18 protein-coding genes are annotated in these 17,121 nt (G+C 57.1%); 14 read left to right on the top strand and 4 right to left on the bottom strand.

What is annotated here, in order from left to right; translation table 11 throughout:
- Position 1 precedes the first annotated feature (1 nt).
- Positions 2 to 421 carry a DUF2000 domain-containing protein gene (locus ACIQT8_RS10405; protein WP_400964989.1) on the bottom strand — a complete coding sequence of 140 codons (420 nt, stop codon included), beginning with the start codon at positions 419 to 421 and terminating at the stop codon, positions 2 to 4.
- A gap of 129 nt (positions 422 to 550) precedes the next feature.
- On the opposite strand from ACIQT8_RS10405, the gene ACIQT8_RS10410 reads away from it, so the two are divergent.
- The 3 genes from ACIQT8_RS10410 (at position 551) to ACIQT8_RS10420 (ending at position 2,732) form a co-directional block, all read left to right on the top strand.
- Positions 551 to 1,027, top strand: coding sequence for an Lrp/AsnC family transcriptional regulator (locus tag ACIQT8_RS10410; RefSeq protein ID WP_138791181.1), 477 nt, complete (start codon positions 551 to 553; stop codon positions 1,025 to 1,027).
- Between the two features lie 249 nt (positions 1,028 to 1,276).
- Positions 1,277 to 1,663, top strand: a complete 387-nt coding sequence (locus ACIQT8_RS10415; protein WP_178340859.1) for a DoxX family protein — start codon at positions 1,277 to 1,279, stop codon at positions 1,661 to 1,663.
- Between the two features lie 160 nt (positions 1,664 to 1,823).
- On the top strand, positions 1,824 to 2,732 hold the full coding sequence (locus tag ACIQT8_RS10420) for a DMT family transporter (protein WP_400964990.1): 909 nt from the start codon (positions 1,824 to 1,826) through the stop codon (positions 2,730 to 2,732).
- 66 nt (positions 2,733 to 2,798) lie between these two features.
- On the opposite strand, the gene ACIQT8_RS10425 is transcribed toward ACIQT8_RS10420, so the two are convergent.
- On the bottom strand, positions 2,799 to 4,262 hold the full coding sequence (locus tag ACIQT8_RS10425; RefSeq protein ID WP_138791179.1) for a DEAD/DEAH box helicase: 1,464 nt from the start codon (positions 4,260 to 4,262) through the stop codon (positions 2,799 to 2,801).
- Positions 4,263 to 4,766: 504 nt separating this feature from the next.
- Between ACIQT8_RS10425 and ACIQT8_RS10430 the strand changes: the two genes are divergently transcribed.
- Positions 4,767 to 8,453 carry a response regulator gene (locus ACIQT8_RS10430; protein ID WP_400964991.1) on the top strand — a complete coding sequence of 1,229 codons (3,687 nt, stop codon included), beginning with the start codon at positions 4,767 to 4,769 and terminating at the stop codon, positions 8,451 to 8,453.
- Positions 8,454 to 8,479: 26 nt separating this feature from the next.
- Here the strand turns inward: ACIQT8_RS10430 and mnmD are convergent, their stop codons facing one another.
- Positions 8,480 to 9,205 carry a tRNA (5-methylaminomethyl-2-thiouridine)(34)-methyltransferase MnmD gene (gene mnmD / locus ACIQT8_RS10435; protein ID WP_400964992.1) on the bottom strand — a complete coding sequence of 242 codons (726 nt, stop codon included), beginning with the start codon at positions 9,203 to 9,205 and terminating at the stop codon, positions 8,480 to 8,482.
- Here mnmD and ACIQT8_RS10440 point away from each other — a divergent pair.
- The 8 genes from ACIQT8_RS10440 (at position 9,204) to ACIQT8_RS10475 (ending at position 14,736) form a co-directional block, all read left to right on the top strand.
- Positions 9,204 to 10,415 (top strand): NAD(P)/FAD-dependent oxidoreductase, encoded by a 1,212-nt coding sequence (locus ACIQT8_RS10440; protein ID WP_400964993.1) that lies wholly within the window; start codon positions 9,204 to 9,206, stop codon positions 10,413 to 10,415. The two genes, mnmD and ACIQT8_RS10440, sit on opposite strands and share 2 nt — an antisense overlap.
- 98 nt (positions 10,416 to 10,513) lie before the next feature.
- Positions 10,514 to 11,221, top strand: coding sequence for a DUF1045 domain-containing protein (locus tag ACIQT8_RS10445; protein ID WP_400964994.1), 708 nt, complete (start codon positions 10,514 to 10,516; stop codon positions 11,219 to 11,221).
- Between the two features lie 111 nt (positions 11,222 to 11,332).
- Positions 11,333 to 12,259, top strand: a complete 927-nt coding sequence (puuE, locus tag ACIQT8_RS10450) for an allantoinase PuuE (protein WP_262523157.1) — start codon at positions 11,333 to 11,335, stop codon at positions 12,257 to 12,259.
- Entirely contained in the window at positions 12,256 to 12,753 is a 498-nt protein-coding gene (uraD, locus tag ACIQT8_RS10455) for a 2-oxo-4-hydroxy-4-carboxy-5-ureidoimidazoline decarboxylase (RefSeq protein WP_400964995.1), read from the top strand. Before puuE ends, uraD begins: the two co-directional genes overlap by 4 nt.
- 14 nt (positions 12,754 to 12,767) lie before the next feature.
- Positions 12,768 to 13,130, top strand: a complete 363-nt coding sequence (locus ACIQT8_RS10460) for a DUF86 domain-containing protein (protein ID WP_400964996.1) — start codon at positions 12,768 to 12,770, stop codon at positions 13,128 to 13,130.
- Positions 13,131 to 13,133: 3 nt separating this feature from the next.
- A complete protein-coding gene (locus ACIQT8_RS10465) occupies positions 13,134 to 13,634 on the top strand; it encodes an ureidoglycolate lyase (protein WP_400964997.1) in 501 nt (166 codons plus the stop codon).
- Positions 13,631 to 13,987 (top strand): hydroxyisourate hydrolase, encoded by a 357-nt coding sequence (gene uraH, locus ACIQT8_RS10470; protein WP_400964998.1) that lies wholly within the window; start codon positions 13,631 to 13,633, stop codon positions 13,985 to 13,987. The genes ACIQT8_RS10465 and uraH overlap by 4 nt, the downstream gene beginning before the upstream one ends.
- A gap of 5 nt (positions 13,988 to 13,992) precedes the next feature.
- Positions 13,993 to 14,736, top strand: a complete 744-nt coding sequence (locus ACIQT8_RS10475; protein ID WP_400964999.1) for a metallophosphoesterase family protein — start codon at positions 13,993 to 13,995, stop codon at positions 14,734 to 14,736.
- 4 nt (positions 14,737 to 14,740) lie between these two features.
- On the opposite strand, the gene ACIQT8_RS10480 is transcribed toward ACIQT8_RS10475, so the two are convergent.
- The gene (locus ACIQT8_RS10480) at positions 14,741 to 15,985 is read right to left on the bottom strand and encodes a serine hydrolase (protein ID WP_400965408.1); all 1,245 of its coding nucleotides are present in this window, start codon (positions 15,983 to 15,985) and stop codon (positions 14,741 to 14,743) included.
- Positions 15,986 to 16,187: 202 nt separating this feature from the next.
- Between ACIQT8_RS10480 and ACIQT8_RS10485 the strand changes: the two genes are divergently transcribed.
- Together ACIQT8_RS10485 and ACIQT8_RS10490 are read left to right on the top strand one after the other, a co-directional pair.
- Positions 16,188 to 16,772, top strand: a complete 585-nt coding sequence (locus ACIQT8_RS10485) for a TetR/AcrR family transcriptional regulator (protein ID WP_400965410.1) — start codon at positions 16,188 to 16,190, stop codon at positions 16,770 to 16,772.
- Positions 16,769 to 17,113, top strand: a complete 345-nt coding sequence (locus ACIQT8_RS10490) for a multidrug efflux SMR transporter (protein WP_138791166.1) — start codon at positions 16,769 to 16,771, stop codon at positions 17,111 to 17,113. The genes ACIQT8_RS10485 and ACIQT8_RS10490 overlap by 4 nt, the downstream gene beginning before the upstream one ends.
- The last annotated feature ends 8 nt before the right edge of the window (positions 17,114 to 17,121 follow it).

Raw genomic sequence — 17,121 nt, forward strand, 5'->3', positions numbered from 1 at the left:
TCTACCTTAGCAGTTTCAGTGCGCCCGTCAGGGATTTGACCCATTTCGCCGGCCCGGTAATTCCGAGGCCGTCGATCTCCTCTGCTGACAGATCCCTTTCGGGAAAGGTCTCTCTGTAGTCCGCATAGGCGTGCAAGGTACGTGCGAAGGCCGGGAAGGGGACTATGGCGGAGCCTTCAGGTTTTGTTTCCAGCGCCTTGAGCAACAGTCTTCCGATCGCCTGGCTGTCTGCCTGAAGAACAGGAACCGGGCGGTTTGAGCTGATCTCGATCGACCGTCCCTGGCCGTCCGTAAGTCGGTCTGCGGCAAGGTCGGGCGTGCTGGCGCCAAGCCCGATGCCAACGGCATCAACGGTGTTGGCAATCCTGCCTGCTGGCATCTCCGGGTTGATGATGATGGCGATGCGAAAGTCGTCTGTCATGTCCGTGTTCTTCCTTCCTGATGTGTTTCGGAAGATAATCGTGCTTGAGTGGACGAACCTGCCTTTTTCTGGTCTTCGATGCCTAAATTTGGTAGATTCTGCCTCCGTTGTTTCAGTGTGAGGTAGGTTATGCCAAATTCGAAGCTTGAACCGGTCGATGTTCGAATTCTGTCTTCGCTGCAGGATGACGGCCGGCTTACCAATCAGGCCTTGGCCGACGAGGTCGGACTTTCCGCTTCACCCTGCTGGCGGCGCGTGCGCCAACTGGAGGAAACGGGCGTCATACAAGGGTATTCCGCACGTATAGACCGGAGACAGGTCGGCCTTGGTGTCCTTGCATTCATCCGGGTCAAGATCGACAGCCACAATGAGGAGGAGGCCGAGCTCTTCTCCCGGCAGGTTGCAGCGCTTCCGCAAGTTGTGGCGTGTTACAGCATTGCCGGCGACGCGGATTTTCTGATGCAGGTCGTGGCGCCGGATCTGGACAGTTACGCCGATTTTGCGATGTCCGTGGTGCGACGCCTGCCGGGAATCAAGGAAATGCAGACCACCTTCGTACTGAAGGAAGTGAAGGCGTTTGAAGGAGTGCCGCTCGATTTCGTCTGAAACGGAGGTTCAGGCCGAAAATTTCTCGAATTTTCTGACTCAGTCTTCGGCTAGACCAGCGGTTGATATGTAAGTGTGAAATCTCTGTTTTCCGTATAAAAAACAACTCACTGTAGAAAATCCCCCATTTCCATATATAAAGGGATGCTACAATATCGAAAACGTGATTTCCGGTGTGTGATACGTGTATCCATAACCGGTTTCAGGCGCTGTATCGAGCGCGGCACCAAATCAACGGAGCATCTGGAAATGGCCTCTTTCGACAACCTGTCTCGTTATAGACCTTACGCGCTTGCAGCCCTTCGCATCATCGCTGCGCTGCTTTTCATCGAACACGGTACACAAAAGCTGTTCGGCTTTCCGGCATCGCAGATGGAAGGCTCGCTGCCGCCGATGCTGCTTGTTGCCGCTCTGCTCGAACTGATCGGCGGTCTGCTGATCCTGGTTGGTTTCTTCACGCGGCCGGTTGCCTTCATTCTCTCCGGCCAGATGGCTGTTGCCTATTTCATGGCCCATGCACCGAAGAGCTTTTTCCCGGCTCTCAACGGTGGCGATGGCGCAATCCTGTTCTGCTTCATCTTCCTGTATCTGGTTTTTGCTGGCGCTGGAGCCCTGTCGGTCGACGAACGCCGCTGATCTCCAGCTTTAGCAGTTCCATATTTGCCTGAGGCCCTGCATGGTGATGACCATGCAGGGCCTTTTTTCTTTGCAGGCAAAGCTTCGGTGGCGACCGAAGCTTTGATGTGTTTTTTGCGTTAGAGATGGCCTGACCTCATCGCCTATGAAAGACCGATCCGTGACGACACAGACCAATATTGCGAGAGAACTCCTGCTGCTGGCGTGTTTGTCAGCACTTTGGGCTTCCTCCTATACGTTTATCAAAATTGGCGTGGAAACCATTCCGCCTTTGACGTTGATTGCCGCACGCACGCTGATTGCCGGCCTTTTGCTGCTGACGATCATGCGATTGCGTGGCCTGCGCCTCCCCACCGACACGGCGACCTGGCGGCTTTTTCTGGTTCAGGCCTGTATCAACAGCGTGTTGCCTTTCACGTTGATCGCCTGGGCCGAGCAGCATATCGATGCCGGTCTTGCCGTTATTCTCAATGCGACAACACCCATCTTCACCTTTCTTCTCACCGCTCTTGTCGTCCGGCATGAGTTGGTGAGCGGGCGCAAGCTGTTTGGAACCATCGCCGGTATGACCGGCGTATGCCTCATTATCGGCCTTGAAGCACTCAATGGTACGGGTGAGATGCTGTGGGGCCAGTTTGCCATTCTGGCAGCCGCCTTTTCCTATGCTTGCGCGGCTATTTTCGGGAAGAATTTCAGGGGATTGAATCCAATCATGCCGGCTGCGGGGTCGCTGATCTGCGGTGCAATCATTCTGCTGCCCGCAAGCGTCGTCGTTGATCGACCATGGACGCTGTCGCCGTCCAACGCCTCGATTGCAGCATTGTTGTGCCTGAGTGTCTTTTCGACCGCACTCGCCTTCATGATTTACTTTCGGCTCATGCAGACGCTGGGGTCGGTCGGGACAACGTCTCAGGCCTATCTGCGAGTTCCGGTGGGTGTCGGTATTGGCATGCTGTTTCTCGGTGAGGTCCCAACTCCCGCCATGTGGATCGGGCTTGTCTGCGTCATCATCGGGGTCCTCGCCATGACGTTACCGCAGCGTCGGCGTGCGGCTGCCCAGAGTGGCTAGGCAAAGAAAACCCCGCAGGCTTGCACCTGCGGGGTCCGAGTTTTGTGTCAATGTGCCAGAAACGCTTTAGCGGTTGCGACCGCGATTGCCGTTGCCGGATGCGCGCTTCTCGGGCGCGTTGCCGCCAGCCGGAGCGTGGCGGTTCGTACCAGGCTTGCGAGCCGGACGGCGATGCTTGCGCGGACCGGCAGGACGGCCGGCTTCACCTTCAGCCTGCTTCACGCGCTTGAAATCCGACGTGACTTCGAGATCGTTGTCGGCTTCGTGCTCGCGGTGTCCATGGTGGCGGGACGGACGGGATTCTCCGTTGTGACGTCCACCTTCGCGGGGACCGCGCTGGCCGCCGTTGTTGCGGCCGCGATTGTTGTTGTTGCCGCGCGACGGGCTTGCCAGCCCTGCAGGACGTTCACCCGATGCGACCGGAATTTCGATCTTCATCAGCTTTTCGATGTCGTGCAGCAGACGGGTTTCATCCGGTGCGCAGAACGCGATGGCAATACCATCACGACCGGCACGGGCGGTACGGCCGATGCGGTGCACGTAAGCGTCAGGAACTTCCGGCAGGTCATAATTGAAGACGTGGGTCACGGCAGGAATATCGATGCCGCGGGCAGCAACGTCGGTTGCTACCAGAACCTTGATTTCGCCGTCCTTGAAGCCCTTCAGGGCGCGCTCACGCTGGCCCTGGCTCTTGTTGCCGTGGATGGAGGCAACTTTGTAGCCGACATGCTCCAGGTGCTTCGAAAGCTTCTCTGCGCCGTGCTTGGTGCGCAGGAAGACGATGGCACGACCGTCCGGGTTCTCGGTCAGCGACTTCTTCAGAAGTTCAGTCTTGTCGTTCTTGCCAGCAACGAAGTGTACGTACTGCTCGACCTTGTCGGCAGCCTTGCCGGGCGGCGTCACTTCGACCTTGACCGGATCGGTCAGGTAGCTGTGAGCGAGATCAGCGATGGTCTTGGGCATGGTTGCCGAAAACAGCAGCGTCTGACGCTTGGCCGGAACCATCTTCGAAATCTTGCGCAGATCGTGAATGAAGCCGAGATCGAGCATCTGGTCCGCCTCGTCGAGGACAAGGTAGGTGACCTTCGACAGCGAGATTGCGTTGCGCGCGATCAGGTCCAGCAGGCGGCCGGGCGTGGCAACGAGAATATCGCTGCCTTTTTCAAGCTGGAGCTGCTGTTTGTTGATCGATGCGCCGCCAACGACCTGGTTGATGCGCAAAGGGGTCTTGCGGACAAAGGAACGAAGGTTCTCGCCGATCTGGTTTACCAGCTCGCGTGTCGGAGCAAGGATCAGCGTACGGGCCGTGCGGTTTGCCGGGCGGTCTGCATTTTTCAGCAGCATTTCGATGATGGGAAGGCCGAATGCGGCTGTCTTGCCGGTGCCGGTCTGCGCGAGGCCGATCAGATCGCGGCCTTCGAGAAGCAGCGGAATGGCCTTTGCCTGAATGGGCGTGGGGGTCGTGTAGCCAAGCTGGGTAACGCTAGCCACAATCTTTTCGGAGAGGCCGAGTTCGTTAAAACTGGTCAATAGTATCGCCTTTCGGGGCGCCAAAACAAAATCGACCGGAACAGTTGCTGCTGTCCGGTGGTTTCGGCGTCAAGAACCCCGCGTGAATTGGGAACTTGTGGGTTGGAATAACTCTCTGCGCATCAGTGCGGCAAATGCCGTCTTCTGTATCGGTTGCGCTTTTCCTTCATGCGTTGGAATATCTTTGGTCCGCTGCAGCTCACGCGGCTGCCGAAGGTGAAAGCTCAACCGGGCATGTGGGCGTTTTGCACTGCAAAGTCAAGCAATAGTTTCGAAAACGGGCCTTCGGACAACGCATGGCTGATATGTCGCGGCGGTGATTCGGGCGTGAACTCGCGTGCGTATGTGCCAGATTTGGGCAGCAATCAGACAATTGTCGTTAACAATTGGTTGTTGTTCTCTCAAGTACATAGCAAAGGGTTGGTTTCTCCCCTAACGTTCTACGGGAAATTGTCCTGAACTATTTGATTCGACGGGATGGATCTGCGCGGCGTGGAATATCGTATGACCGAGGGCGGCGGGTTGCTGGAAAAAGCGTGCAGGGCGGTCGAAGCTCTGGATTTGCCCGCATGCATCAAGGACAGCGAACTGCGTTATGTCGTCGTGAATGCAGCATACGGCCGTTTCATGGGGTCGACGGTCGAGCAGCTCGCGGGCCGAACAACATCATCACTGTCCAATAGCGCACCAAGTGCTGACCGCGAAGACAAGGAACGCCGATCTGTGGTATTTGCCACCGAGGAAGTGGTTTCCTGTTTCGGGCGCAGTGTACAGGGAGGTTATGACGCTCGTTGCGAGCGCTTCACCGGCGACGACGGAAGTTTTTATCTGTTCGAAGTGTTCGAGGTCATGCCGGCTTTCGAGCCGGAAACCCCGTTCAGCAAGAGCACTGCTGCGGATCTGTTGCTGGACAGTGGGGTGATCGATCTGATCGACGCCGGGATCGTTATCTACGACCGCGACGATCGACTTGTCTATTGCAATGCCCGGTTTGCGGAATTCTATAGCGAGCTTGATGTTGAACTGGCGGCCGGGCTGACACTCGAGAGTTCGCTGGAGTCCTGTTATCGCGCCTGCATGGAAACGGGCTATGGACCGGCTTGTGATGAGCCTGATATGCGCGCCTGGGTCGATGCAAGGCTGCGCGAGCTTTCCTTGGCGCATTCGGAAGCGGTCGAGCAGATTTGCGACGGGCGATGGGTGCGCGTTGTCAACAGACGGCTCGAAAACGGCATGCTGGTTGGCCTGCGTATCGACGTCACCGAGTTCAAGTCGCACGAAGCGCTTCTCAGCAAACATATCCGTGAAACCTGGCTGTTGCGTGAGGCGCTGGAACAATTGCCCGTCGCGGTTTTCCTTCGCGACGACCAGCGTCGGCTGACATTTGCCAATGCTGCCTATGAAAAGTTCGTGGGCGGCAATCTCGCCCGATATATCGGCAAGACCGCAAGCGAGATGTTTCCCGGAGCCGGAGATCAGTTTCATCGTGAAAACGAAGAGATTCTGGTAACGGGTGGGGCAATCGAGAAGGCTGAAAGCGTACCCCTGCCGGATGGTGGCTCCGTGCCAGTCATCACGCGGCTCGGAAGAGTCTCTACACCGGACGACGAACATTATCTTGTCGGTTCTATCACCGATGTCAGCGTTCTGAAAACGCGTGAAAACGACCTGATTGCGGCGCAAAACCACGCTGAAGAGTTGCACCGCCAGCTTGAGGCCATTCTCCATGCCTTGCCGGTAGGCGTTCTGCTCATCAATGCAGACCTCATCATCGAATATGCCAATTCGTGCTTCTACGACCTGTGGGGTGGGGTGGGGGAGGCCGGAGAGCTTGTCGGCAAGAGCTACCGTTATTTCATGGAGTGCAATTTCAAGAGTGGTCTCTACGACTACGGCGACCTTTCGTTTGAAGAGCTTTATGAGCAACGCGTTGCGCGCCTTCTGAACGAAGAGTTTTCTGCGCCGCGTGAGGTCCGCAGCAAAAATGGCAGGATGACGGTCATCTCCAAAACCCGCCTGAGCGGTGGCAAGGTTCTCAGCACCTACGCCGATGTGACGGAAGTGCGATTGCGCGATGCGGAAATCACCAAGACAAAAGCCGATCTCGAGCGCGTCGGCGAATATATGCAGGGCGCAACGCGGGCCATGGCGCAGGGCCTTGTTCTTGTCGAGCAAGGCACGATCATCATGTCCAACGAGGCGATGGCGGCGATGTTCGATGTCCCGCCAGAACTGCTGGAAAAGGGACGGAACTGGTCAGGTTTCTTTGCTTATTGTGCAAAGCGTGGTGACTTTGGCACCGCCGACGAGGCGGCGGCAACGCTTCGTGCCTGGAAAGACAGCATCGCTGCCAACATTCCGTTTTCCTGGCTTATCCATGTTGCCGGCAAGTCGTGGCTCAATCTGGAGGCGACCAACAGTTCTGGAGCCTATTGGCTGGTTATCGTAACTGACGTCACCGAAATGAAGGTGCGCGAAGCCGAACTGGAGCGTCTGCTGTCACGCGCCGAAGCTGCCGACCGTGCCAAGTCCGAATTTCTTGCCAATATGAGCCACGAGATCCGAACGCCAATGAATGGCGTACTCGGCATGGCCGAACTTTTGGCAAAATCCAATCTGGATACGCGCCAGAAAACCTTCACGGACATTATTGTCAAATCCGGCAATGCCCTGCTGACGATCATCAACGACATCCTCGATTTTTCCAAGATCGAGGCTGGGCAGATGAAATTGCGCAATGTGCCTTTCGATGCGGTGGAGGCATTGGAAGACGTCGTGTCACTCTTGTCTTCGGCGGCACTGGACAAGGACATAGAACTGGTCGTCCGTATCGACCCGTCCGTGCGCGGCAGGGTTATCGGCGACGCCGGTCGGTTTCGACAGATCGTTACCAACCTTGTTGGCAATGCGATCAAGTTCACCGAGACCGGCCATGTGCTGGTCGAACTGTCAGCCCAGTCGGCCGAGGCTTCAGAGGCGATTTTGACGCTGCGTGTCGAGGACAGCGGTATCGGCATCCCTTCCGACAAGCTGGAAACGATTTTCGACAAGTTCAGCCAGGTCGACAGTTCGGCGACACGCAGGCATGAGGGTACGGGCCTTGGACTGGCAATCACGGTGGGACTTGTCGGGCTTTTCGATGGCGCCATTCACGTCGACAGCCGCGTGGGACAAGGGTCGACCTTCACCGTCAGCATCCCGTTCCAGGTCACCGAGCGGCGTGACGATGTATCCGCTCATACGGTTTCGATCGATGACGTCCGCGTACTTGTGATCGATGACAATGACGTCAATCGCCGCATATTGACCGAACAACTGCATACGTGGGGCGTGGATGGCTATGCCGCTGAAAGCGGGGCTGCCGGTCTTGCCATTCTGCATGAGGCCTCTGCCATCGGCTTTGATATCGACGCCATCATCCTGGACTATCATATGCCAGTCATGAACGGGCTGGATGTTGTCGAGCGCATACGTTCCGATTGCCGTTTCGACAACATCGCCATCGTTTTCCTGACGTCCATGGATGTTGTTGGCGACGAAAGCCTGTTCACCGATCTCAATGTGCAGGCGCATCTGATGAAGCCTGCGCGCGCAAGGCTTTTGCGTTCGACGCTGTTCGACGTTGTGCGCGATGTGCGGCTGAAACGCGGCCAGCACGCTGGACGCTCTGACGGTTCAGCGCAAAGCGTGGAGAGACCGCGCGAAGACAATACGAAGAAAGCCGATCGGAATGAGGTCGTCATGCCCGCGCCTGCAGAGCGGGGGCGGCCGTGCCTGCTTGACGTGCTTGTCGCAGAAGACAATGACGTCAATCAGATCGTCTTCACACAGATACTTCAGCAGACCGGCTTGCGGTTTCGCATCGTTAACAATGGCAAGAAGGCTGTACAGGCATGGCAGGAGTTTAACCCTGCTGTCATTCTGATGGACGTTTCTATGCCCGTAATGAATGGCCATCAGGCCACGCAAGCAATCCGGGCAGAGGAGCGGGTTTTCGGCGATGGCCGGCATGTTCCCATCATCGGCGTCACAGCGCACGCACTCGATGCCGATCGCGACCTGTGTTTTGCAGCCGGTATGGACGATTACTTATCGAAGCCGATCAGTCCGGAAATACTGGAAGGCAAGGTCGCCCAGTGGCTCGATAGTAACGCGCCACGTCAGGACAAACCCAAGGGCTCCACTCAATAGGCATCTTGCAGCCAAGGACGATTGCCTTACCCCATCTTTATGCCACAGAGCATCTCACGCTTGCCGGCAAAGCCCTTGCGGCGTTCGATATCAAAACCGACGGCCTGAAGATTTCGTCGCACGAAGCCTGCTGCGGCATAGGTCGCAAAGCTGCCCCCTTGCCGGGTCTTGTCAAAAAGCGCCTGCATGATTTCCAGCGACCACATGTCAGGGTTTCTTGAAGGGGCGAAACCGTCCAGAAACCAGGCATCGAAGATCTCGTGGCGTGCCGAAATACCCTTCAGGGCATCGCCGCAGACGACGGTCAGGTGCGTTGTTTCGTCGAGTTCGATCTCGACGAAACCTTTCGGTTCATCCGGCCAGCGGGCAACAAGGCCTTGGCGTTCGGCGTCGACTTCCGGCCATCTCGATAGCGCACGGTCCAACTCTTCGCCCTTCATCGGATAAAGTTCGAAGGACATGAAATGCAGTTTTCTGCTACCGTCGCGCGTCAGCTTCCATTGCCGCCAAGTCTCGCAGAGGTTGAGGCCGGTGCCAAATCCAAGTTCGCCAATACGGAAGGTTTCAGTGCTTCCGAGCCAACGTTCAGGCAGGCCGTTGCCGGCCAGAAAAACGTGGCCGCATTCGAGCCTGCCATCGGTCTGGCAATAAAAATGGTCGCCAAAGGCCAGGGAATAGGGCATATCCCCGTCGCGCCAGTCGAGCGCTGTATGGCCGGTAGCGGAAGCCGGATTGTCCTCGGAATGTGTCATGAGAGAAGCCGATAGTCCTGCTTTCGATCACCGTCAATCGCCAAGATTACCGGCTTCAGTGTCGCTGCTGATTGTCGGTGGCGGAATTATGGGGCTTTGGGCGGCCGTCAAAGCGGAGCGAATGGGCATCGATACGCTGCTTGTCGATGCAGCAGCGTTCGGAAGCGGCGCGAGTGGCGGTTTACTTGGCGCATTGATGCCGCACATGCCGGATCGCTGGTCCGACAAGAAGCAGTTTCAGTTCGACGCGCTTATCGACCTCGAAACCGAAGTCGCACGGCTTGAAAGCGAGACCGGATTGTCGGCCGGATACCGTCGATGCGGTCGTATCATTCCTCTGCCAAAACCGCATTTGCGAGGCATTGCCGAGCGTCACGAACGGGATGCTGAAGACAACTGGAAAACCGCTGATCGGCAATTTCACTGGCATGTCACGGATGTGCCTGCCCGCGGTGAAGCCTGGGTGGATCATGCCGCCGGCGAGGCAGGTTTCGTATTTGACACTTTGGCAGGTCGCGTGGCGCCGCGCGCTCTGACGGGTGTTTTGTCGAGCGCCATCAGAAAAGCCCGGCATGTTCACGCGGCAGAAAAATGCAGCGTCCTGTCTCTCGATGCGACGCAGGGAAGGGTAACCTTGTCCTCCGGGCATGAGGTTCATTTCGGCCACGCGATTGTTGCAAATGGTCATCACGCCTTTTCAATGATCCGTGATGCTTTTGGCCAGCCAAACGGTCTGGCTCTTGGACAACCTGTCAAAGGGCAGGCAGCTCTTCTCGATGCGCGATGTGACCCTGAAATGCCGGTCATTTTTCTCAACGGCCTTTATGTCGTGCCGCATGAGGACGGAACTGTCGCGGTCGGCAGCACCAGCGAAGATTTCTTCGAGGCGCCCTTTACGACTGACGAGAGACTCGATCTTCTCGTTTCGAAAGCAAAAACGCTCGTTCCTTCGCTTGAAAATGCTGCGGTGATCGAACGATGGGCCGGTCTGCGGCCGAAGGCAATCGGGCGTGACCCTATGGTTGGTAGCGTGCCCGAAATGCCGCGCATCGTCGCGCTTGCGGGTGGCTTCAAGGTCAGTTTCGGCCTTGCCCATCGTCTCGCCGATGCTGCTTTGGCGGAGGTTTGCGGGCAAACGTCCACTTTGCCGCCCAGTTTTCTGTTGGGTGAGCACCTGCGTCTTGCGCAAGAGAATTTCAGTAAATCCTGATTTACGCGCTTCGCGTCGTCAATCTGTTACGCAAATCACTTAACTGCTGGCCAGCAACAAGGCCCGTTTAGCCGCATGTCCGGCGAGGTGATAAGCGCATGCGATACGCCATTCATTTTACGCCGTCTCCCAACGATCCGTTAACGCAGGCTGCTGCCGCGTGGCTTGGTCGTGACGTTTATTCCGGTCGGGCGGTTGAACCGCCCGGAATGATCGATCTCGCCATGCCGGATATTTCCTATCACACGGCTTTGCCACGACGTTATGGGTTCCACGGCACGATCAAGGCGCCGTTCCGTCTGGCCGAGGGGCACTCAGAAGCGTCGCTGTTGCGCGATCTTATGCGGTTTTCCGGCAAGCAGGAGCCATTCGTGTTGCCGCAGCTCGTTGTGGCCAAACTCGAGAATGTGTTCAGCCTGGTGCCCGAGCGGCCATGTGACGTCCTGCATTTTCTTGCCGCGAGTGTCGTTCAGGAATTCGATCGTTACCGCGCGCCCATCGGTGACGCCGAGATCGAGCGTGCGAATCCGGAAAGGCTTTCCGCAGCGCAGCTTACCAACCTTTATCGTTGGGGCAGTCCACATGTTATGGATGAATTCCGGTTCCAGATGACGCTGACGGGCAGCGTTGAACCGGTGAATTATTCGCGGATCGAGCGTGCCGTCAAAACGGTGTTCGAGCCGTTACTGGCGCGGCCCATGCCGTTTGCCAATCTGGCCCTGTTCATCGAGGACGAACCCGGCGCTCCTTTCCGTGTTCATTCCTTGCATCCTATGGGTCGGGTCTCCGCTCGCAGGATTGCCTGACGCCTAATCCGCGAAATCGTACACAAAAAAGCATCGGAATGTCGGCAAAATTGCTCTCGACATTCCAAGCGTGAATGCTACCGTTCAGCGTCTTATTTGCAAGGTGGCTGAATGATCTCCGATAATTACCCGCGCAATCTCATCGGCTATGGCCGCAACGCGCCAGATCCGAAATGGCCGGGCGGCGCCCGTATCGCCGTACAGTTCGTTATCAACTACGAAGAGGGCGGCGAAAGCTGCATTCTCGATAACGACAAGGCATCGGAATCGCTCTTGTCAGAGATTGTCGGTGCGCAACCCTGGCAGGGTCAGCGCAACCTCAACATGGAATCGATCTATGAATACGGGTCACGGGCAGGTTTCTGGCGTCTGTGGCGCATGTTCACCAGCCTCGGCGTCACAACGACTGTCTACGGTGTGACGTCCGCGATGGCGCGCAACCCGGAAGCGGTTGCTGCGATGCAGGAAGCTGGATGGGAGATCGCCAGCCACGGTTATCGCTGGCTGGAATACAAGGACTTCTCGGAAGAGGAAGAGCGCAAGCATATTCAGGAGGCCGTTCGCCTGCATACGGAGCTGACGGGCGAACGCCCTTACGGCATGTATCAAGGCAAACCATCTGACAATACCTTGCGGCTGGTCATGGAAGAGGGTGGTTTCCTCTATTCGTCTGACAGCTATGCCGACGATCTGCCTTATTGGGTTGAAGGAGCTAAAGACGATCCTTTCCTGATCATTCCTTACACGCTTGAGACCAATGACATGCGGTTTGCGACGCCGCAGGGTTTCAATTCCGGTGATCAGTTCTTCACCTATCTGAAGGATGCCTTTGATGTTCTCTATCAAGAGGGTGTCGAAGGTTCGCCGAAGATGCTGAGCGTCGGTCTGCATTGCCGTCTCGTTGGGCGGCCTGGCCGTGCTGCGGCGCTGCGGCGCTTCATTGAATATGTGCTGGGGCATGAAAAGGTCTGGATTCCGCAGCGCATCGATATCGCTCGCCATTGGCACGAACACCACAAGCCAGGCACTGCATCATGATCGTGCGGCAGGACTTTGTAACCCGCTTCGGCGGCGTGTTCGAACATTCGCCCTTCATTGCCGAGCGTGCGTTTGACGCCGGAGCGATTTCCGAACAGTTGACGGCAAAGGTGGTCCACGATGCGCTTTGCACACAGTTTCGCGCAGCGTCGGAGCCAGAGAGGCTCGGTGTATTGCGTGCTCATCCCGATCTTGCCGGCAAGCTCGCGATTGCTGGCGAGTTGACGGAGGATAGCCGCAACGAGCAGGCTGGGGCGGGGCTGGACCGTTTGTCGCCTGAAGAGCATGCGCGCTTCACGGCACTCAATTCTGCTTACACACAGAAATTCGGGTTTCCCTTCATCATTGCGGTCAAGGGTCTGAACAGACAGGATATCCTTTCAGCCTTCGAAAACCGCATCGACAACAGCCCGGAGGATGAATTTTCGACTGCCACCGCGCAGGTCGAGAAAATCGCCTGGCTGCGTCTGTCCTCGATGTTGCCGAGTGCTTGAAGGGGCGGACCGATATGAAAGAGGATGGTCTTTTATCCTATCTCGATGATATGCGGCTGGCGGCCAACAAGTCTCGGCTTTTTCTGCGCGGCATCAACGAGCAGGAATTCAATGCCGACGAACGAACCCAGATGGCGACCATGATGGCACTTGCGCTGATCGGCGAAGCGGCCTCAAGGATAGATACACTCTATCCGGCATTCGTCAGCGACCACCCGGAGATTGCGTGGTCCAAGATCAGGGCAATGAAAAATCTGATTGCGTACGATCACTATCGCGCCGAACTCCCCCTGTTGTGGCGTACGGCCTCTGTCAGCATTCCTGAACTGCTCGACCAACTCGATCTCATCCGCGACTGGCATACACAAGGTGAATGACGTTTGACTGATTTCCTGGAAATCCGCCCCCTGACCAAAGAGGCATTCGCGTCGTTCGGCGATGTCATCGAACCAACCCCATCCTCGATGCGGCTTATCAATGGTGGCCAGACCGAGAGACATCATGCGCTTGCGGCACCAGAAGCCGCCGGGGAGGGCGCGCATATTGTTCTCAATATCTTCCGCGGCCAGCCGCGTCGGTTTCCGCATGCCATCGAGATGATGGAGCGGCATCCGCTTGGCAGCCAGAGTTTTTCGCCGCTTTCCGGTCGGTCGTTTCTGGTTGTGGTGGCAGAAGACGAGGGCGGACGTCCTGGCGAACCTCAGGTGTTTATGGCGCGTGGCGATCAGGGTGTGAATTACCGGCGCAATACGTGGCATTATCCCTTGATGCCGTTGCAGGCCGTGTCGGATTTTCTCGTTGCCGATCGTGATGGGCCGGGTAACAATCTGGAAGAGTATTTTTTCGACGAACCCTACATGATCGCGGAGCCTGCCCTATGACCGGTTTGACAACCCATGTTCTCGATGCGGCCCACGGCACACCCGCAGAAGGCCTGCAAATCGATCTTTATCGGCTTGATGGTGAAACACGCGAGAAGCTGAAAACGGTGACGACCAACAGTGACGGGCGCGTCGATGGTGGACCGCTGCTGATTGGCGACAACTTCAAAAAAGGGCAATACGAACTCATCTTCCATGCCGGCGACTATTTACGCACCAAAGGTATTGTCTTGCCAGAACCAGCCTTTCTGGACGTCATTCCGATCCGTTTCGGTATTGCCGACGAAAGCGGGCACTATCACGTGCCGCTCCTGCTTTCACCCTTCAGCTATTCGACCTACCGCGGAAGTTAAGTGTCATGATCTTTGCCGCCATCGCCGACATCCACGGAAACTGCGCGGCGCTGGAGGCCGTGCTTGAGGATATCGCCAAACAGGGCATCAGCGATATCGTCAATCTTGGCGATTGCTTCAGCGGTCCGCTGGAAGCCGGTTTTACGGGCGATCTTCTGCTTCGCAAGTGGATACCCTCGGTTCGGGGCAATCATGATCGGGAATTGATAGATCGTGCACCGGACGAGATGGGGAGCTGGGAGAAGCCCGCTTATGCGCAACTGACGGAAGCGCATCTGGACTGGTTGCGGACCTTGCCGTTCAGTCTGGTGTTTCAGGACGTTGCCTATTGCTGTCATGGGTCGCCGCGTGACGATCTCGAATACTGGCTTGAGACACTTTCGCCGGAAGGGGTGCTGAAGCTTCGGCCTCTGGCCGAAATCGAGGCCATGGCAGAGGGTATTTCCGAGCCGCTGATGTTGTGCGGCCATACGCATATTCAGCGCATGGTTCAGCTTTCAGATGGCCGACTGATCGTTAACCCCGGCAGTGTCGGCTGCCCCGGCTGGAGAGACAACGCGCCGTTCGATCATCATGTCGAGGCCGGTCATCCGCTTGCGAGCTACGCCGTTCTGGAAAAGACGCACAGAGGCTGGCAGGCGCATTTCCGGCAGGTGCGATACGACAATCTTGCCATGGCTGAAATGGCGCGGGCAAACGGCATTGGCTATCTCGCCAATGCCCTGGCCACCGGCTGGCTGAAGACCTGACCCTTTAGCCCTCGCTCGTCATCACCACGCAGGAGTAGGACTGCGCCTTCAATGCCTTGCAGGCCGAAACTGCGGAGGACTGATCCTCGAACCCGGTGAAACGGGCGCGGTAAAGCGTTGCCGATCCGCTTTGAACAGCCTCGGTGTAGGGGGCAATGCCTGTGTGGCTTCCCGCAATGTTGCTTTGCGCGTTGGCCAGCAGCGAGCGCGCAGCAGATTCTGAGTCCGTTGCTGCAATCTGAACTTCCCAGCGGCTGCGTTGGGAGGCCGGTGTCGGAATGGCAGACACTTGCATCATGTCGGCCATCTGGCTGTTTGCCGTGGCAATCTGCATGGCGACGGGGTCTTGGCGGCGCTCTGCAAACATCGGCAGAGGTACAGTCGCCGGTGGCACATCGAAGGTGCGGCTGACGCTGGCGCTGGCAACGAGCTGTTCGGTGGCGCGACCGCGCGAGGCCTGCGGTACAGCCTTGTCCAGCAGCGCGGCCATCTGCGCATCGCGGCTACGGGCCGTCTTGCCGCCAAGCACGACGCCAACGACGCTACGGCCATTGTGATTGACGGCACTGACCAGGTTGAAGCCGGAGGCGTTTGTGTAACCCGTTTTGATGCCGTCTACGCCTCTGTAGCTTGCCAGAAGACGATTATGCCCCCGGATGGTCTGGCCGCGGAACTTGAAAGACTGGGTGGCGAAAAGCCGATATTCTCTAGGGAAGTCCCGCTGAAGGGCGAGGCCGAGTTTGGCCATATCGCGCGCGGTGGTGACCTGCGTTTTGCTTGGCAGGCCGGACGCATTGCGGAACACGGTTTTCGACATACCCAATTGGCGGGCCTTGCGGGTCATCATCTGCGCAAACTTCGCTTCAGATCCGCCCAGGTGATCGCCCATGCCCTCCGCCATGTCATTCGCGGACTTTACGATCATGCCATAAACGGCTTCGCGCACGGTGAAGGTGGTGCCAGCCTTGACCCACAGTTTCGAGGGAACAGCGGCCGCGCCGTGTTTTGACATGGTGATGCGCTGATCCCATCTCAGGCGGCCGTTGTGCAGCGCCTCGAAAGTCATGTAGAGCGTCATCATCTTCGTGAGAGAGGCAGGGTGGTTGAGGACATCCGCATTGCGCGAGGCCAACACCTTGCCGGTGTTTGCGTCCATGATGAAGTGCGCATAACCGGCCATAGCCGGCTTTGCCTGCAAAGAGAGGATCGCGCAAAAGAAGGCGAGTGCGAAAACCCATGCTCCCGCCATTCCCCGTTTGATCGTTCCCGACATTTTCCGCCCCTTCAAATCTGTTGGCCGCCTGAAAGCCTGTTTCCGGCGCATTTTTACTGACACATTCCGGCAACAAAACCGCTAAAACTTTAGAGATAGCTTTCATGCTTAATTAAGTATGAATTTCCGCCAATGAGGCGAACCTCTTGTCCCCTTGAAAAGAAACCGTCCATCCGGTATGTTTTTTGCCATGACAAATGCACATGAGCGAAAGAAGCAGCCCGAACTCGTTCGTCGCAATCTTCTCGATTGCGCAGCGAAACTTGCTGCCGATCAAGGGGTTTCGGCGATTTCCATCCAGGCCGTTGCTGATGCGGCGGGTGTGACGAAGGGCGGATTGTTTCATCACTTCGCCTCCAAGCAGGTCCTGCTCGAAGCGGTGATGGCCGACCTTTTGACGGCGCTGGACGCGGAAATAGATGGGTTGGTCTCACAGGATTGTGAAGCTCACGGGTGCTTCACGCGTGCCTATGTGAACGCGGTTTTCGCCGATCGAGAGCGCGATTCGGGCAAACAATGGGCGGCAATCTCGGTTTCGATGATTGGAGAACCGTCGCTACGGAGCATGTGGTCGACATGGCTTGCAGAGCGTCTTGTCCGTCACAAAGACACGGATAACACGCCCCAGCTTGAAGCTGTTCGGCTTGCTGCCGATGGCGTCTGGCTTGCCGACCTGCTGGCCGATGATGGTGGGGCAGGCGATGATCGCGCCGCACTTCATGCATTGCTGATTACGCAAACGGAAAAGGGAAAAGGACGATGAATGCGGTGATGTTGACCTACGGAGCGCTTGTCGCGGCCATAGTCTGCGAGGTCATCGCGACGTCTTTCCTGCAGCAATCGCAGCAGTTTACCAGGCTGTTGCCGACGCTCCTGATGGCATTGTTCTATGGTGCGGCTTTTTATCTGCTGTCGATCACGCTGCGCACCCTGCCGGTCGGCGTTGCCTACGCGATCTGGAGCGGTCTCGGCATCGTCCTGATTTCGGCCATCGGCTATTTCGTGTTCCGGCAGACGCTGGATCTGCCGGCCGTGATCGGTCTTAGCCTGATTATCGCCGGGGTCGTGGTCGTGAACGTGTTCTCAAAGACGGTCGGACATTAAGGGCTGGT

Source organism: Agrobacterium sp. NPDC090273 (assembly GCF_044772305.1).
GTDB lineage: Bacteria > Pseudomonadota > Alphaproteobacteria > Rhizobiales > Rhizobiaceae > Agrobacterium.

What these genes read in the sequence shown, in the direction of transcription:
- puuE (WP_262523157.1), top strand. Translation starts at nt 11,333, where the DNA reads ATGATCTCCGATAATTACCCGCGCAATCTCATCGGCTATGGCCGCAAC.
- uraD (WP_400964995.1), top strand. Translation starts at nt 12,256, where the DNA reads ATGATCGTGCGGCAGGACTTTGTAACCCGCTTCGGCGGCGTGTTCGAA.
- ACIQT8_RS10460 (WP_400964996.1), top strand. Translation starts at nt 12,768, where the DNA reads ATGAAAGAGGATGGTCTTTTATCCTATCTCGATGATATGCGGCTGGCG.
- ACIQT8_RS10490 (WP_138791166.1), top strand. Translation starts at nt 16,769, where the DNA reads ATGAATGCGGTGATGTTGACCTACGGAGCGCTTGTCGCGGCCATAGTC.
- ACIQT8_RS10475 (WP_400964999.1), top strand. Translation starts at nt 13,993, where the DNA reads ATGATCTTTGCCGCCATCGCCGACATCCACGGAAACTGCGCGGCGCTG.
- uraH (WP_400964998.1), top strand. Translation starts at nt 13,631, where the DNA reads ATGACCGGTTTGACAACCCATGTTCTCGATGCGGCCCACGGCACACCC.
- ACIQT8_RS10480 (WP_400965408.1), bottom strand. Translation starts at nt 15,985, where the DNA reads ATGGCGGGAGCATGGGTTTTCGCACTCGCCTTCTTTTGCGCGATCCTC.
- ACIQT8_RS10440 (WP_400964993.1), top strand. Translation starts at nt 9,204, where the DNA reads ATGAGAGAAGCCGATAGTCCTGCTTTCGATCACCGTCAATCGCCAAGA.
- mnmD (WP_400964992.1), bottom strand. Translation starts at nt 9,205, where the DNA reads ATGACACATTCCGAGGACAATCCGGCTTCCGCTACCGGCCATACAGCG.
- ACIQT8_RS10410 (WP_138791181.1), top strand. Translation starts at nt 551, where the DNA reads ATGCCAAATTCGAAGCTTGAACCGGTCGATGTTCGAATTCTGTCTTCG.
- ACIQT8_RS10430 (WP_400964991.1), top strand. Translation starts at nt 4,767, where the DNA reads ATGACCGAGGGCGGCGGGTTGCTGGAAAAAGCGTGCAGGGCGGTCGAA.
- ACIQT8_RS10485 (WP_400965410.1), top strand. Translation starts at nt 16,188, where the DNA reads ATGTTTTTTGCCATGACAAATGCACATGAGCGAAAGAAGCAGCCCGAA.
- ACIQT8_RS10445 (WP_400964994.1), top strand. Translation starts at nt 10,514, where the DNA reads ATGCGATACGCCATTCATTTTACGCCGTCTCCCAACGATCCGTTAACG.
- ACIQT8_RS10415 (WP_178340859.1), top strand. Translation starts at nt 1,277, where the DNA reads ATGGCCTCTTTCGACAACCTGTCTCGTTATAGACCTTACGCGCTTGCA.
- ACIQT8_RS10405 (WP_400964989.1), bottom strand. Translation starts at nt 421, where the DNA reads ATGACAGACGACTTTCGCATCGCCATCATCATCAACCCGGAGATGCCA.